We start from the raw sequence: 14,833 nt of genomic DNA, 5'->3' as shown, positions 1-14,833 counted from the left end.
TCTTTAATTACCCAACATTATTTTGAACGCTTATAAAAAGGTGTCTTCACGACTTTTGCTTTTAAACGTCTTTTTCGCACTTGCACATACACTTCTGTACCTAGCTCAGCATGTTTAGCATCGATAAGTGCAAGACCAATGTTTTTATTTAAAGTTGGCGATTGTGTGCCTGTTGTAACAAAGCCAATCTCTTCTTCCTCACTAAACACTTCATATCCATGTCGTGGAATTCCTTTATCAATCATTTCAAGCCCAACAAGCTTGCGGTTTGGTCCTTCTTCACGCTGACGCTTTAATACCTCTTTGCCGATAAAATCTTCTTTATCCGTTTTCACTGCAAATCCGATACGTGCTTCAATTGGCGTAATATCTTTTGAAAGCTCTTGACCATATAAAGCTAAAGTTGCTTCAAAACGAAGCGTGTCTCGTGCTCCTAATCCACACGGAACTACCTCTTCATTTTTTAAAAGCTCAGTCCAAAGCGTTACTACATCTGATGCAGAACAGTACAGTTCAAAACCATCCTCGCCTGTATAACCTGTACGTGAAACAAGCGCTCTCACACCTGCTACTTCTACATCATCTTTAAATGTAAATGGTTTCAAGTCAGATAATGATTCATCTGTTAATTTCTGTAAAACACCTTGTGCAGCTGGACCTTGCAAAGCTAGTAAAGCAAACTCACTTGAACGATTTACAAGCTCAATACCCTCTGGCTTATGCTGCTGTAGCCATTCGAAGTCTTTTTCAATATTTGCTGCGTTTACAACAAGCAGGTAGTCATCTTCTCCTTTTTGATAAACAAGGAGATCATCCACTGTGCCCCCATCTTCATAGCACATCGCGGTATATAGTGCTTTACCTGGACGTAATACTGAAACATCATTCGTCATAACTTTTTGTAAAAATGCCAAGCTAGTTGTCCCTTTTACATCAAACTCTCCCATGTGAGAAACATCGAACAGGCCAGCTTTTGTACGAACCGCATGATGTTCTTCTTTAATAGATGAGAATTGAACTGGAAGAGCCCAACCTCCAAAATCAATAATCTTTCCACCGTACTGTTGATAGACATCGTAAAGTGGTGTTTTGTTTAGCTCAGTCATTTAACATCCTCCTCATATAAGGCCATTTGCTTTGGTTTCGGGGAATCATCGTATCTTTTTTACACATAAAAAAGGACAGAGAACTCCCTGCTGTATAGCAGGAAGTCTCTGTCCTTTTCACCTGAAAGTTTACCCGTTAAATAGGTTTGCCTCGTGGGTGGTCTATTCGAAATAGACGCTCTCCAGAGTTGCGTCCAACAAGAGTCTTTTTGCCTGAGAGATTCACATGTTGTTTGCTCCTTCGGCGCCACTTTAAAGCAGTCTCTCCCCTTGTCATCATTCGCCTCTATAAAGTTTGTAATTTTGGGCATACTACTAAGAAACTATTACTTACACACATCAATAACAAAATAGTTCATTTAGTGACAATCTATTTTCTATTTTAAATTTTCTAAAATATATTTTTATCCTACATGATTCTGTTCAGCAGTTCAATAAAAACTTTCAGAAAGGAGCAAAACTAACGATGAACATCAGTATGAAGAAAGATGAAGCATGGGAATCTACTTTTTTAAATAAACTTGAGCAAGACGGCTCTTGGTCTGATTGGGAAATGTATAAATTAGCATATGAAATCGAGGAGCAAACGTTAATTACTGAATTTGAAGGTCTGCAAGCACCTCGCCATTTAACAGACCTAACCCCGCATCCACACCAGTTAGAAGTAGCTAAAAAAGTGGTAGAAGAAATGAATGGAAAAGCGATTTTAGCTGACGAAGTGGGGCTTGGAAAGACAATTGAAGCAGGACTCATTTTAAAAGAATATATGATTCGTGGTCTTGTGAAAAAAGCCCTTATTCTTGTACCAGCATCACTTGTATCCCAATGGGCAATGGAACTTAACCATAAATTTTTTATTCCTGCTGTTCCACAAAAGAAAACATACGTGTGGGAGCAATGCGACGTAGTAGTATCATCCATTGATACAGCCAAGCGCTCCCCTCATCGCGAAATTGTATTAGAACAAGATTATGACCTTATCATCATCGATGAAGCTCATAAACTAAAAAATAATAAAACAAAAAACTATGAGTTTGTTCAAAGCTTAAAGAAAAAGTTCTGCTTATTATTAACAGCGACACCAATTCAAAATCGAGTAGAAGAGATTTTCAACTTAGTTTCGTTATTAAAACCAGGCCACCTAGGAAACAAAGATTATTTTGCTGATTTATTTTCTGCTAAGAAACGTTCTGTTCAAAATGATGAGTATTTAAAGGAACTCGTTAACAAAGTGATGATTCGAAACCGCAGGCAAGACACAGGTATTGAATGGACAAAACGAATTGTTCAAACCGTTCCTGTTGAGTTTTCATCTGAAGAACGAGAGTTGTATGATCAAATCACTTCATTTAAGCAACATTCAAATTTACCCAGCAGTTCCTTTGCAATTTTAACATTGCAGCGCGAAGCTTGTAGCAGTCGCGAAGCAGTATTTATGACCTTAAAAAGCATGCTTGAACGCCAAGAGGACGAAAACAGTGAAAAAGCTACTCAGATGCTTAAACCACTCCTTGAAAAAGTACAAACCGTTCCTCAAAATGCGAAAGCAGAAAAGGTAATTGAATTAATTCAACAGATTAATGATAAAGTCATCATTTTTACGGAATATCGAGCAACTCAGCTTTATTTACAGTGGTATTTAAAACAACACGGTATTACATCTGTTCCGTTTAGGGGTGGATTTAAGCGTGGAAAAAAAGACTGGATGAAACAGCTTTTTGAAAGCCATGCTCAAGTTTTTATCGCAACGGAAGCTGGAGGTGAAGGAATTAACCTTCAATTCTGTCACCATATCATTAACTACGACCTACCTTGGAACCCAATGAGATTAGAGCAACGAATTGGACGCGTTCATAGACTGGGTCAACAGCATGATGTGCACATTTATAATCTAGCAATTGAGAATACAGTCGAAGAACATATTTTAAAGCTACTTTATGAAAAAATAAATTTATTTGAGCGTGTTGTTGGTGAGCTCGATGAAATTTTAACCAAACTAGAAATTGATAACATTGAAGATCACATTCAAGATATTCTTCTTCATTCACGAAGTGAAGGAGAAATGAAAATTAAGATGAACAATCTTACATCCATTATTGAATATCACGAAGATGAAGAAGGTGAACAGCATGCAGCAAACTGAAATTCATCAATTTCTCAAAAAATATTTCACGGCACATAACTGTGACTTGACAGAAGACGACCCATCTTATTTGAAGGTTCAGCTTACTATTGAAATGGATAAAGAGCTTATGAACCGACCTTTTTATTGGCATTATATTGAAAAAACAGGCGGGAAACCTAATCCTGCTTCACTTACGTTTATCACCGATCCAACTTATGATGATTCATCTGTACAAGGCGAAAAAATTCACTTTGGCTCACCGCGTTTACATCAAATTTTTGGGTCAGCCCAAAAGTTTGGAGGATTCGTTCACTTATATGAAAAAATGCATTCTCACTCACAATCGCAGCGTTCACTTCAGCCTTGGCTTGCTTTAAATATGAAGGTTTCGTATAAGTGTGACCGAAAAAAAGATGAATTACTATCGCTTGGGTTAAATTTAATTACGGGAGCGATTCTTGATAACTTTCAGCTGATGATGTCCAAACAAAACTTCACGTCAAAGATTCCTGATTATTGCTTTACGCTATCGCCAATTATTCGCCCCAAAAGCGGAATTTCAAGATTATCAGCTTATGTGGAAGATCACATTTCAAAGCAGCCGATGGATTGGGCAAAAAAAGCGCAAGAAAGATGGTATGAAGACCTTGCACTTTTAGATCATTTCTATGAGAATATGGAAGAGCTACCCGAAAGCTATACGACAGAAAAACAGGCTTTACAAGATTTATATGAGCCTGTTATTTTAACGAAAATTGTAAACGGCGGATTGTTTTACTTGTCTGAACAAACTGTTAATCATCACCTTTCACGTCATTTCGTATAAAACATTCTATAAATAAAAAAGGTAAAAAGAGCGCAGGCTACTTTTTACCTTTTTTCGTATTTCGATACCAGATTTGAAATGAAAGAGGAATCATTCCAAACCACCTATTAAAAAACGGATCTCGTGTCTTTTTCTTTTCAATTCGTTTGGTTTTACGAATTTCTTTCGGTTGATCCATATATTGAACAAGCTGCTGCGTTACGTACTTCACGTAGTCGTTTGTTTTCACATCATCATCTCCTACGAACTAGTATATCCTCGCTGAAAAGCTATTAATCAAAAGCAAGAAAACTTTGTGATGATGTAACACATTCTTTCCTGACTAATAATATGATACGTTATATTCTTTTGTAAGAAAGAGGTTGAAACAACTATGAGTCATTCTGGATTTGTTCCTGATAATTCGAATATTAAGAAGACGTCTGGTACACCAAACTTATCGTTTAACTACCAAAACAGCGTATTATTTAAACGAAACACCAACAACATTGCGTATCAAGTAACATCTACACAGCTCCCTGCCATGATCGGTTGAGCTTTTGTAGACTTATATTTAACTAAAGGCTATATGAGAGAACCCCATTGGCACCCAAATGCTTGGGAGTTAGATGTGGTGATTTCTGGAGAAGTCGAGGTATCAATTATAGATCCCGATACGAGCACCCTGCATACGTATCGTATTAAAAAAGGAAATGTAGCATTTATCCCAATGGGTTGGTGGCACTGGATTGAACCATTAACAGAAGAAGCTCACCTTCACCTTTTCTTTAATAACGACCAGTTTGAATCAGCAGAAGGTTCAGACATCCTTCGCTTAACACCTCCTGAAGTGTTTCAAAAAGCTTATAATGTCAACGAAAGCCAAATTAAACAAGCATTGGAACCCACTGATGAAACGGTTGTGATTGGGCCTCCTTTCACTAACCATTCAAAGCGTAATGTAGAACATCATCATGTAAAAGTCAAATATTAATGATAAAGATGTTGAATTTGATGATTAACAACAAAAGACCTTGATTTCTTCATAAACTCAAGGTCTTTTGCTCTATCTCTAAACCCAGGCAATTACCTTACCGCTTTCTCGCTGAAAAGTAATTGTATGAATAAGCTGTCTTTCTTCTTTTGTAGCGCAGCGAACTTGAATAGTCACACTATCCTCTGTCTGCCTTAGTATTTGGTACTTAACGGTTCCTGAATCATAAGTTAGTACCCCATTGCTTTCTTGTGAAAAATTATTTGTTTGAACGTCTGCTTGTAAATCTCGGACTCCTTTTTGCAGTAAATAGTCTAATTCATAGCGCTGATTTACTTCGGCATAAAACGTACTTTTCGTTACAAAATACACCAACTGGTGGGATAGTAAAAATAAAAATAGCGCACTAAAGGCTAGTACAAAGGGAAGCGCAAAACCCGCTTGGTACGCTTTCCTATCTTTATTCAACATCCATAAATGTTTTAATCGTTGTTTCATGAATTTCACCGTGTTTATATACCACCTTAACATGAAGCAGATTACTTTCGTATTTGTACTCAATTAACTTCACAAACTGCAAGACAACTTCATGACCACTCTGGTCAACCCTACGCCGAACCTTATCGTTAAAAGGTTCATACGTAACTAAAGGCTCTCCATCTATTCGTAATGATAAAATTCTTTCGTTAACGCTAACATGATGCGCTCTTCGATACTCCTTTGTTAACTGCTGAATAAAGATTTCCCATTCCATTTCTGTTGCTAGGTCATCAGGGGCATATTTTTGGTTAGCCAATGACAAGACAGGCGGAATAAAGGATACTATTACAAAGAAAATCGTTAAACTAAGCAACATTTCTACTAATGTAAAACCTTTTTGGTTCCTCATTTTAACGTAGATTCACATCTTTCTATGATTTTCTGATTAGTTCTTTTCCAAGAAACACACCACTTTGGAACCGGTTCTTCTTTGAATACAAGGAGGTATTCAACCCCGTTATACATCCTCTTTTCAGAGAGTAAGTGCTTTTGATCAGCATCCGTCATGACTTTTTCATACAAAAGCGCATCTCCTACATACATTCGCTTCTTATCTTTTTCAGCTTGTATTGCTTGAATATATAAAGGAACAATCACAGCGGTGAGCATAATCAGCGCACTGAATGCTACTAGCATTTCCAGTAATGTGAAGCCTGTTTGATTATTATATTTTCGTAACATAAAAGCGTCCTCTTCCAATTTGGAACGTGACCTTATATGTTTCTTTGTTACTTGAAATAAACAAGCTTTTTGCCTGCGAAATATTTCCTTGCTCATTGTATTGAATCGAACTTGTACCACTGCTAAACACAACGCGAATATTCGAATGATAACCTCTTTGCATAATGGGCCTTTCAGCTCCAATCTTAAGCAACAAATATCGGGAGTTGGCTGGCTCAAATGTAAGCCTTGCCGGACGCTGAGTAGTGATGGCTATTTGTTGCGTATAAAAGGTATCTGCTTGAAGTTGTCGTAAAAATGAGGTTAACTGATAGTGGGCCATAAGAGGTTTTAAATTGATGACGATGATTAACACCATAACTTGCACAATGGCTAACACGATTAAGGACTCGATTAGCGTAAAGCCTTTTTGATTCATTTTACGAGTTTCCATCACTCGCTGATACGCGTCCATCCGTACCTATTGTAATTTTCGAACCATTTGGACACACCGTTCCTTCTTTTAAGTATCCTCCGCTTTCAAGCTCGTTTAAAGTAGGCTTTGTTCCGTTTTCAAGCTCATACACCTGCACTTGTGCTTCCACTGTTTTCACTAAAGCCGAGCATCCTTTATTGTTAATAACAGCGTTATGCTTTAATACATTTGGCACCATAATAAGCAATAGCACTGTAATAACTAACATAACAATGAGCATCTCAATTAAAGTAAAACCTTTCTCATTTTTTAACATGTTTGAATCCCCTTTATAAACTCGACATAATTTCTAGCATTGGCATCATGACTGACATATACATAAGTAGAATAACGATACCAATAAAGGCGAACGTAATGGGCTGAACATATTTGAGAATGTGAAAAACCCATTCTTCCATTCTCTCAACCATATATAGGCTGTAGTCGTACAATTCTTTTGCTAAATCCCCATTTTTTTGTCCATGAACAACGACCTCTGCTAAATCTTTTTGATAATAAGGACGTGTTTGTAAAATTTGATTAAGAGATTTTCCAGCGGCAAGTTCTGTTGTGAAAAGCTTAGCTTCTTCTCTAAAAAAAGGATAGTGTTGCTGCAGCTGAAAGAGCGAGAGACACTCATAAATTGATAGTCCACCTTTTAATAAATTACTCGTATGAACCGCGAAAAAATAGGAGTTAAACAGCTTAGTGAACTGCTTCATAAAAGGAATTTTCATCAAAATGTTCATTTTCTTTACAGGAGCAAGCTTTTTTGTACTAATAAGATACAGACCTCCTATTAGCAACAAGGTTCCAGAGATTCCAAGAAGTGCGTGTGGAAAGTAAGACATAGTCGACATAAAGATAAGAAGAAATGGTGATTGTTCGTGTCCCATTGTTTTATAAAGAGACTGAAAATGCGGTAACAAAACGGTGCTTAATATAAATAAAATCCCAAGGATGAAACTTAAAAGTAAAAGTGGATATTGTACTAGCTTTTGAAATCGTTTCTTGTTTTTTATCTTCTCACTTAGCATATGACTACTTTCTTTTAGCGCAAAATGAAGATCTCCATGCTGTTCAGCAAAATAAAGGTAGCTTAATACGTCTCGGTGAAACTTCAGTTTTAGAAGACAGCTGTGCAAAGACTCGCCTTGACGCATTGCCATTAAACAAGCATCCACATCGCTACGCTGCTTCGCTGATAGCTGGAATGCTATAAACGATAAAGCTTGAGATAGCGTATATCCTTTTTCAACAAGCTTCGATAACTGACTTAAAACTTTAGCTTGTTTGGAAAGTCCCCAATGTTTGTTTGATGTCTTTCGTTTAATAAGACCCCCACCCATCTAGCGCATGTGAATACAAATACCCAAGCGCAATACCTTTTCGAATTGCATCTCTTAGTCGTGCATAATCATATTGAAATTCCTTTCCTTTCACTTCATTAATTACTTCGTTTACTTCCCTTCCATATAGAAGCTCATACACGCTAGCCTGTCTATTTAAACGCTCTTTCTTACATAGCGGATGACAGCTTCCTTCACAAAAATTACATTTTATTTCGACTAATCGCTGTGCAGCTACGGCTACCAACGTTTGTTCAATTTCTTGAATACTAACACCAAACTCAAGCAATCGATAAATAGAGCCTTTTGTATCTTTCGTATGCATAGTTGTCAGTACTAGATGACCGGTTAAAGCTGCGCGAACCGCAATTTGAGCTGTTTCAGCGTCGCGGATTTCCCCGACCATAATAATATCAGGGTCATGACGTAAAATTGCTTTTAAACCTGTTGCATACGTGATGCCAGCTCGTTCATTCACTTGTACCTGCAGTACTTTTTCACTCTGCTGTTCAATTGGATCTTCAAGCGTAATGACATTTCGATTTAATAAATGGTTGACCTCATGAAGTAACGTATACAAAGTTGTTGTTTTACCGGATCCTGTTGGCCCAGTAAACACAATTAATCCATGTGAATGCTTAAGCAGTGAAATAAGTTTTTTGGTATGATTTTGAAAAAGTGATAAATATTTAAGAGAAGTTGTTTGCGTTTGGGGTAATACACGAATAACGAGACTTTCATCCTGCAATGTAGGTAAAGTGGATAAACGTAGATTAACTTTAATATGATCGATTGTTGTAGACAGTGCACCATTTTGAGGCTTTCGTCTTTCACCAATATCCATGCTCCCTAAAAATTTAAAGTGGGAAATGAGTCGTTCAGATACCTCTTTTGGGAGCGTTTGATGAGCAACCAAATCTTGATCAACTCTTAGCTGAATTATGGCATCTCTAGCTCGAGGGATAATGTGAATATCCGAGCTCTTCATCTCACATGCTTCACGAATCATGCGTGTGGCTAATTGTTCAATTTCATTCAATGAGCATCTCTCCTTATTCTGTCATATTTAAGCATATTTCTTGGTAGTGTTAGTTGAAATTCGACTTATTTAGTGAAATTCCTTCTTTTTTTAAAATTTTTTCTTTCTTTTTAAACGATTGGCTCGGAACTAATTTTTTCATAAAGCATAAAAAAACGATAACGATTTATTTACCTTCAATCGTTATCGCTTATCCATCTACCATAACAACTCTCATCATCCCACCATTGATGAAACCTTTTTTTGCTTTTTTACGAGGTTTTTTAACGCGGATTCATTGTATCCTACTACAAGCTTTTTACCATCTGTTAAAATGGGTCTTCTAAGAAGTCTTGGTTGCTCCATTAACAAATGAACGACTTCCGAAATCGTCATGCTTTCTACATCGACATCTAAATTTTTATATTCTTGACTCCGCTTAGCTAAAATTTCATCAATACCTTCAGTTGTCATTGATAATAATTCAAGCATCTCTTCATAAGTAGGAGTTTCGCGAAAGAGGTGGCGCTGATTGAAATTAACTTCTTGCTTTACAAGCCATTTTTTCGTCTTACGACAAGATGTACAACTTGGATACGTATAAAACATAACTGATTCCATTTTATATCCTCCTGTAAGGTCGTTTAATCAATTTATACACATCGTACATGTTTTGTATAACTATTGTACACTATTTTGTTTTATTTTTATGCTTTTTTTCAAAAAGATTCGCTGAACAAAAAAGATAACGTTTTCATCAAACAATAAATGTACTATAATGGAAAAGAATTACTTATCTTTCTACACAATTTCAACAAGCATGCTTAGATTATATTTACAATTGGATAAATTGTACTTTATAATTAATAATTGACAAGTGGGATAAAGGAGGCAACAAACATGGAACGTATGTACCGTGTAATGGGGTTTTGGACAGGGATCTTTGCAGTCATGTTTTACCTTGGACATATGCCACAAACATCCTTGCTCTTTTTAGCTCAAACAGGTTTTTTTGTCTTACTAAGCTATTTAAAACTATCAGAACGTATGTACATCTATGTGTTTGGTGCTTATTTAACAGTATTCTTTGTAGGGTTTACTTACTGGAGTACATTTATGATGACGCCAGGCGGACAATAATGATAAAAAAGAAGCAGCGATGGATTCATCGCTGCTTCTTTTTTAAAATCCATTTAAAAACGGATTGTGATCCATTTCCTGACCAATTGTTGTTTCTCCACCATGCCCAGATAAAACTAACGTTTCTTCAGGCAGTACCAAAAGCTTTGTATGAATGCTCTTCAGCAACTGTTCATGATTTCCATCATGTAAATCGGTACGCCCAACACTTCCTTCAAACAGTGCATCTCCTGAAATAACTAACTCTGCTTCTTTAAAGTAAAGAGATACGCTCCCTGGCGAGTGACCTGGCGTTTCATATAATTCAAACGAAAATGACCCAATTGTTGTGCTGCCCTCTCCGGCAAACAGCGTCACATCAGATTGAACAGTTACTTCTCCTAGACCAAAAAAAGTGGAACCATTTACTGCTGGGTCTTTTAACCAAGATTTTTCTTTTTTATGAACATATATAGGGATAGAGAAATGTGATGCTACTTCATCCACTCCACCAATATGATCAAAGTGCGCATGAGTTAATACCACTGCTTGTGGTTTATATTGTTGCTTATGTATGAGTTGATTAAGTTTTTTTCCTTCGCCGCCTGGGTCAACAATTAAGCATTCTTTGTCATCATTCACAAGTAAATAACAGTTTGTTTGTATAGGTCCTAATGGTACGCGATGATATTTCATCAGCAGCGCCTCCTTATCTTTCTCAGTTCATTGTCTCTATGCTTTATCATACACATAAATCTAGGGAAATGAAAACCCTAGAACATTGTTTTGCTAATTTTCCACCTCGACAAATCGTTAGAAAAGTTTTACAATAAAGAAGTTAGAAGTATGTTAGCGCTTTACTTTCAATCCTTACAAATAAGGAGGTTGTTTCATGGGACTAATGATTATATTAGGCTTAACAACATTATTAGGTATTTTTGCCGCTATTTCATCTTTGCGCAATAAAAACTTCCTTGGAGTAGGCTTTGCTGTGGCAACGTTTGCTGTATTTGGTTGGTTTACGGTTATGACTATTTTACATCATGGATATCCAGCAGCTCATTAACGAATGAGTATAAAGAAAAGCGCCTCTTTGATAGGCGCTTTTATTACGATTATATTTTATTTACATGCAAGGATATTCATTGCATTAGCAAGAATTGATTCTGTTTTTGGATATAAAATGTGAAACTGCGATAAAGGAATTGGGTTAATTCCTTTACCAAGTTCAAGCGTGAAGCCTAACTTTCCAGTTTCAAGAATGAACCAATCCTTATACCCCGCGTGACTATCAATTGTTCTCACTGCTCGGTATCCGCTCACTTTCTCAAAATACTCCGCCATCTCTTTCGCTTCCATTGGCTCTTTGTTCATATATCCCCAGTAAAACTCTTCACCTTGGGTATGCAGCGCAATTACACAGTCAAATTGATATCGTTTTGCAACCTGAACCATCGCTTTAGCCTCAGGCTCAGATAAAGGAGCATAGCCAGGGAAATCTCGAAAGTGTGGTGACTTTGGAATTTTACGTTCTCTTTCAATCTCCCAATATGCAGGGAATTGATTATTTAAATCCACCCCTCTAATGTTTGCTTTCCACCCCTGAAAATCATTAACCTCCCTTCCTATATAAGGAATAAACGCTGAGTACGCCTCATGTGCATTAATTCCATCTATAACTAAGTTAACACCGTCTGGATTTACAATTGGTACAATAGACAAAGTAATATTTTCATATAAAAGCTGAGCATCAATTCCAGCAACGCGTTCTCCTCGATAAATGGCTCGTAAATACGTTTCTAGAAATTTCATTAGTGCGTTTGTTGTAATCCACTCGTTCGCATGAAATGAAGCATTTATATGTACAACATGGCTTCCATGACCAATGAGTAGATGTGGAATCTGTTTTCCAAGTACGCTTCTTCCAATACTTTCAATCCTTCCATAAGGGTACTTAGAAATTAATCGATAGAGGTCAGTTATCGTTCGCTCATAGTTATAAGGAATACATTCATTCACAATGGTCATCATATCACGCTCCTCTTTATTATCTATATGTTAAAACTATGATGGAGAATGAACAAAAAAAGAGTTTGGGACATAACAAAATGATTACTTCTAAAAGACGAACAATAGATGTTCCCATCTCTTTGGTTTGTCTCAACACGTTCGTTCCATTGCGCTACGGCCACTCGCTTTCCGCGGGGAGGAACCTGAGCTTCCTCGCTGCGCTGCGGGATCTCCTTTTTCCCTCTCTTTCCCGCAGGAGTCGAGTGTCCTACGCTCCATTCCACCCTGTTTCCAACATTGTTTTCACAATCAACCAAAAAAACCTGAACGATTAAAAGTTATGAACTCTCAATCGTTCAGGTATAGTAAGGACTGAACTACTTATGTCTCAGTCTCTTTTTTCTTATTTCTTATCAGTTTCTTCTTGCTTTTTATCTGGACGATAAGTTGTTCCATCATAGAAACGTAGAAGATCTCCATATACAATCTGGTCGGAGTAATCTAACTCTTGTTTTGCTTTTTCCATATAAGGTTCACAGTTACTTCTATCTGTTTCCTGCTCAGTAGACTTATCGTAACATTTATCACTAGTATACACGTACTTATCTGTAATAAAACTTCCGTCACGAAGGACAGTAAAGTCTAACTTATCCTCGGAAAACATATCTGTTCCAAATTGAACGTGATTATCCGTAGTTATACCTAATAAGTGTAAAATAGTTGGTTTTAAATCAACTTGGCCTGAAACTTTTGAGATTGTTTTATTATCAGTTTCTCCAGGAATATGAATCGCCATAGGCACTCGCTGTAGCTGTGTCCATACATAAGGCGTTACTTCTTTTCCTAGATATTTTTCCATTGCTGCGTTATGGTTTTGTGAAATACCATAGTGGTCACCATATACAACGATAATTGAATCCTCATACAATCCTTCGTCTTTTAACTTTTGAATAAATTGTTTAAACGCTTCATCTTGATAACGTAATGTTGGGAAGTAGCGATTTAACGTGCGACTGTTTGAATCATACTCATCAACCATTCGATCTTCTTCATCTAGCTCAAATGGGAAGTGGTTTGTTAACGTAATGAATTTTGAATAAAAAGGCTGTGGTAATGTTTTCATGTGTTCCACAGATTGTTCAAAGAATTCTTTGTCCTTTAAGCCCCATCCTACAGAATTTTCATCTGTTACGTTGTAATCATTAATATTAAAGAATCGATCGTAACCAAAGTTAGGGTATACAATATCTCGGTTCCAGAAGCTACTGTTATTTGCGTGGAAAACAGCAGAGTAGTAACCTTCTTCTTTTAATATTTCAGGCGTTGCATTAAATTCATTAGTTCCATGCGTAAAGAATACCGATCCACGCCCTAGTGGGTACAGTGAATTGTCTAATAAGAACTCACTATCAGCAGTCTTTCCTTGTCCTGTTTGGTGATAGAAATTATCAAAGTAATAGCTCTCTTCAATAAAGTCATTCAAAAACGGCGTAACTTCTTCACCGTTTATCGTATTATTTACAACAAAACTTTGAGTAGACTCTAGTGAAACAACAATTACGTTTTTCCCTTTTGCTTTTCCAAACATATCAGGGTTTGGCTCTTTTTGATTTGCTTTTAAATAATTTTCTGTTTCAACAAATTCGCTACTATCAGCAAATGCTCGTTGGGCTTTTGTCTTTGACTGCAGTACAATATCGTAAATATGATAGTTGTACGTACCGATATTTTTCACCAGCATTTCACGATCAAATGCACGAGTTAATAGTTCTGGACGTTCTGTTTCAGCTAAAGCCAAGTTTGAAATAAATACGGCCACCACTGCAATATAAAAAGCAAACCTTGTTTTACGAGTAGTCGGCTCGTCTACTTTATTGTTTGCTTTAAATAAAGAAGCAAGGACTGCTAGGAAAATTACGTCTACGAACATTAAAACATCCGTCAACTTAAACAACTCAAACGCACTATTTCCTAAGTCTCCCATGTTACTTGTTTGAAAAAGAACGGGTAACGTTAAGAAATCATTAAAGAAACGATAGAACATTACGTTTGCAAATAAAATAAAGGAAACTATGAAACTAGTAGTTAAAACGTAAGCCTTAGCTCCTTTACGTGTTTTAAAGAATAAACCTGCCCCTAGAATAAGCAATAAAAAGCTCAGTGGGTTTATAAACAATAGAAACTCTTGTGTCGAATTCTCAATTGTAATATCAAACTGTGTTTTATAAACAATATATGTTTTTATCCAAAGCAAAACGACAGCAGTAAGAATAAACGACAACTTTGACAATGAAATTTTGTCTTTCATCAAGGACCTCCTTATCCACTGTTTTCAGACACCGTAAATGTCATATAACGACCCTAATCTTAATGTTTTTTTTACAAAAAAGCAAATAATTTATAACATATTACCTTTATAATTGAAATGTTATAATCAGATTAGATACTTCTCTTTTTCTACGTTTTTTCTTCTAAAAAGTTTCAAAAAACATAATTAAGATAATTTACCAAAGAGATAAGATAATCCTTCTTTTATTTTACATAAAAAAGGAGTTTGGGACATAACAAAATGATTGCTTCTAAGAGACGAACAATAGCTGTTCCAATCTTTTTGGTTTGTCTGAACACGTTC

18 protein-coding genes, 1 pseudogene and 2 riboswitches are annotated in these 14,833 nt (G+C 36.5%); of the genes and pseudogenes, 5 read left to right on the top strand and 14 right to left on the bottom strand.

Annotated features, from left to right (window positions below; translation table 11 throughout):
• Positions 1 to 17: 17 nt before the first annotated feature.
• Positions 18 to 1,106, bottom strand: a complete 1,089-nt coding sequence (gene gcvT / locus AS180_RS07635) for a glycine cleavage system aminomethyltransferase GcvT (protein ID WP_025911545.1) — start codon at positions 1,104 to 1,106, stop codon at positions 18 to 20.
• A 106-nt stretch (positions 1,107 to 1,212) separates the two neighbouring features.
• Positions 1,213 to 1,294: riboswitch (glycine riboswitch) on the bottom strand.
• 3 nt (positions 1,295 to 1,297) lie between these two features.
• A riboswitch (glycine riboswitch) is annotated at positions 1,298 to 1,386 on the bottom strand.
• A 186-nt stretch (positions 1,387 to 1,572) separates the two neighbouring features.
• Between gcvT and AS180_RS07630 the strand changes: the two genes are divergently transcribed.
• Positions 1,573 to 3,249 (top strand): DEAD/DEAH box helicase, encoded by a 1,677-nt coding sequence (locus tag AS180_RS07630; RefSeq protein ID WP_025911546.1) that lies wholly within the window; start codon positions 1,573 to 1,575, stop codon positions 3,247 to 3,249.
• Positions 3,236 to 4,057 (top strand): YqhG family protein, encoded by an 822-nt coding sequence (locus AS180_RS07625; protein ID WP_025911547.1) that lies wholly within the window; start codon positions 3,236 to 3,238, stop codon positions 4,055 to 4,057. The genes AS180_RS07630 and AS180_RS07625 overlap by 14 nt, the downstream gene beginning before the upstream one ends.
• Before the next feature lie 37 nt (positions 4,058 to 4,094).
• On the opposite strand, the gene AS180_RS07620 is transcribed toward AS180_RS07625, so the two are convergent.
• Complete coding sequence (locus AS180_RS07620; protein ID WP_025911548.1) at positions 4,095 to 4,286, bottom strand: YqzE family protein; 192 nt, start codon at positions 4,284 to 4,286, stop codon at positions 4,095 to 4,097.
• A gap of 144 nt (positions 4,287 to 4,430) precedes the next feature.
• On the opposite strand from AS180_RS07620, the pseudogene AS180_RS07615 reads away from it, so the two are divergent.
• Positions 4,431 to 5,030 (top strand): annotated as a pseudogene (locus AS180_RS07615) (cupin domain-containing protein).
• A gap of 78 nt (positions 5,031 to 5,108) precedes the next feature.
• On the opposite strand, the gene comGG reads toward AS180_RS07615, so the two are convergent.
• From comGG to AS180_RS07575, 8 genes are all read right to left on the bottom strand, one after another.
• Positions 5,109 to 5,528, bottom strand: a complete 420-nt coding sequence (comGG, locus tag AS180_RS07610; RefSeq protein WP_025911549.1) for a competence type IV pilus minor pilin ComGG — start codon at positions 5,526 to 5,528, stop codon at positions 5,109 to 5,111.
• Entirely contained in the window at positions 5,491 to 5,919 is a 429-nt protein-coding gene (gene comGF, locus AS180_RS07605; protein ID WP_025911552.1) for a competence type IV pilus minor pilin ComGF, read from the bottom strand. Before comGF ends, comGG begins: the two co-directional genes overlap by 38 nt.
• Positions 5,916 to 6,251 carry a type II secretion system protein gene (locus AS180_RS07600; protein WP_025911553.1) on the bottom strand — a complete coding sequence of 112 codons (336 nt, stop codon included), beginning with the start codon at positions 6,249 to 6,251 and terminating at the stop codon, positions 5,916 to 5,918. The genes comGF and AS180_RS07600 overlap by 4 nt, the downstream gene beginning before the upstream one ends.
• A complete protein-coding gene (gene comGD / locus AS180_RS07595) occupies positions 6,235 to 6,705 on the bottom strand; it encodes a competence type IV pilus minor pilin ComGD (protein WP_226372940.1) in 471 nt (156 codons plus the stop codon). Before comGD ends, AS180_RS07600 begins: the two co-directional genes overlap by 17 nt.
• On the bottom strand, positions 6,671 to 6,982 hold the full coding sequence (gene comGC, locus AS180_RS07590; RefSeq protein ID WP_025911556.1) for a competence type IV pilus major pilin ComGC: 312 nt from the start codon (positions 6,980 to 6,982) through the stop codon (positions 6,671 to 6,673). Before comGC ends, comGD begins: the two co-directional genes overlap by 35 nt.
• A 13-nt stretch (positions 6,983 to 6,995) precedes the next feature.
• On the bottom strand, positions 6,996 to 8,054 hold the full coding sequence (gene comGB, locus AS180_RS07585; RefSeq protein WP_025911558.1) for a competence type IV pilus assembly protein ComGB: 1,059 nt from the start codon (positions 8,052 to 8,054) through the stop codon (positions 6,996 to 6,998).
• Complete coding sequence (comGA, locus tag AS180_RS07580) at positions 8,035 to 9,093, bottom strand: competence type IV pilus ATPase ComGA (RefSeq protein ID WP_062686624.1); 1,059 nt, start codon at positions 9,091 to 9,093, stop codon at positions 8,035 to 8,037. The genes comGB and comGA overlap by 20 nt, the downstream gene beginning before the upstream one ends.
• 216 nt (positions 9,094 to 9,309) lie before the next feature.
• Complete coding sequence (locus tag AS180_RS07575; RefSeq protein ID WP_061784685.1) at positions 9,310 to 9,693, bottom strand: Spx/MgsR family RNA polymerase-binding regulatory protein; 384 nt, start codon at positions 9,691 to 9,693, stop codon at positions 9,310 to 9,312.
• Positions 9,694 to 9,972: 279 nt separating this feature from the next.
• On the opposite strand from AS180_RS07575, the gene AS180_RS07570 reads away from it, so the two are divergent.
• The gene (locus AS180_RS07570; RefSeq protein ID WP_025911561.1) at positions 9,973 to 10,212 is read left to right on the top strand and encodes a DUF2626 domain-containing protein; all 240 of its coding nucleotides are present in this window, start codon (positions 9,973 to 9,975) and stop codon (positions 10,210 to 10,212) included.
• A gap of 42 nt (positions 10,213 to 10,254) precedes the next feature.
• On the opposite strand, the gene AS180_RS07565 is transcribed toward AS180_RS07570, so the two are convergent.
• The gene (locus AS180_RS07565; protein WP_025911563.1) at positions 10,255 to 10,887 is read right to left on the bottom strand and encodes an MBL fold metallo-hydrolase; all 633 of its coding nucleotides are present in this window, start codon (positions 10,885 to 10,887) and stop codon (positions 10,255 to 10,257) included.
• A 196-nt stretch (positions 10,888 to 11,083) separates the two neighbouring features.
• Between AS180_RS07565 and AS180_RS21580 the strand changes: the two genes are divergently transcribed.
• A complete protein-coding gene (locus AS180_RS21580; RefSeq protein ID WP_025911564.1) occupies positions 11,084 to 11,257 on the top strand; it encodes a DUF2759 domain-containing protein in 174 nt (57 codons plus the stop codon).
• Positions 11,258 to 11,313: 56 nt separating this feature from the next.
• Here the strand turns inward: AS180_RS21580 and AS180_RS07560 are convergent, their stop codons facing one another.
• From AS180_RS07560 to AS180_RS07555, 3 genes are all read right to left on the bottom strand, one after another.
• Positions 11,314 to 12,219: a M14 family metallopeptidase gene (locus AS180_RS07560; RefSeq protein ID WP_025911565.1), complete on the bottom strand. Its 906-nt coding sequence runs from the start codon at positions 12,217 to 12,219 to the stop codon at positions 11,314 to 11,316.
• A 23-nt stretch (positions 12,220 to 12,242) separates the two neighbouring features.
• Positions 12,243 to 12,485 carry a hypothetical protein gene (locus AS180_RS22390; protein WP_139109173.1) on the bottom strand — a complete coding sequence of 81 codons (243 nt, stop codon included), beginning with the start codon at positions 12,483 to 12,485 and terminating at the stop codon, positions 12,243 to 12,245.
• A 119-nt stretch (positions 12,486 to 12,604) separates the two neighbouring features.
• Positions 12,605 to 14,509, bottom strand: coding sequence for an LTA synthase family protein (locus AS180_RS07555; RefSeq protein ID WP_025911566.1), 1,905 nt, complete (start codon positions 14,507 to 14,509; stop codon positions 12,605 to 12,607).
• Positions 14,510 to 14,833 lie beyond the last annotated feature (324 nt).

It is taken from the genome of Priestia veravalensis, assembly GCF_001457055.1.
In the GTDB taxonomy this organism is placed as follows: Bacteria; Bacillota; Bacilli; order Bacillales; family Bacillaceae_H; genus Priestia; species Priestia flexa.
The sequence above is the reverse complement of the archived record's forward strand: the minus strand, read 5'-3'. Positions and strand labels throughout refer to the sequence as shown.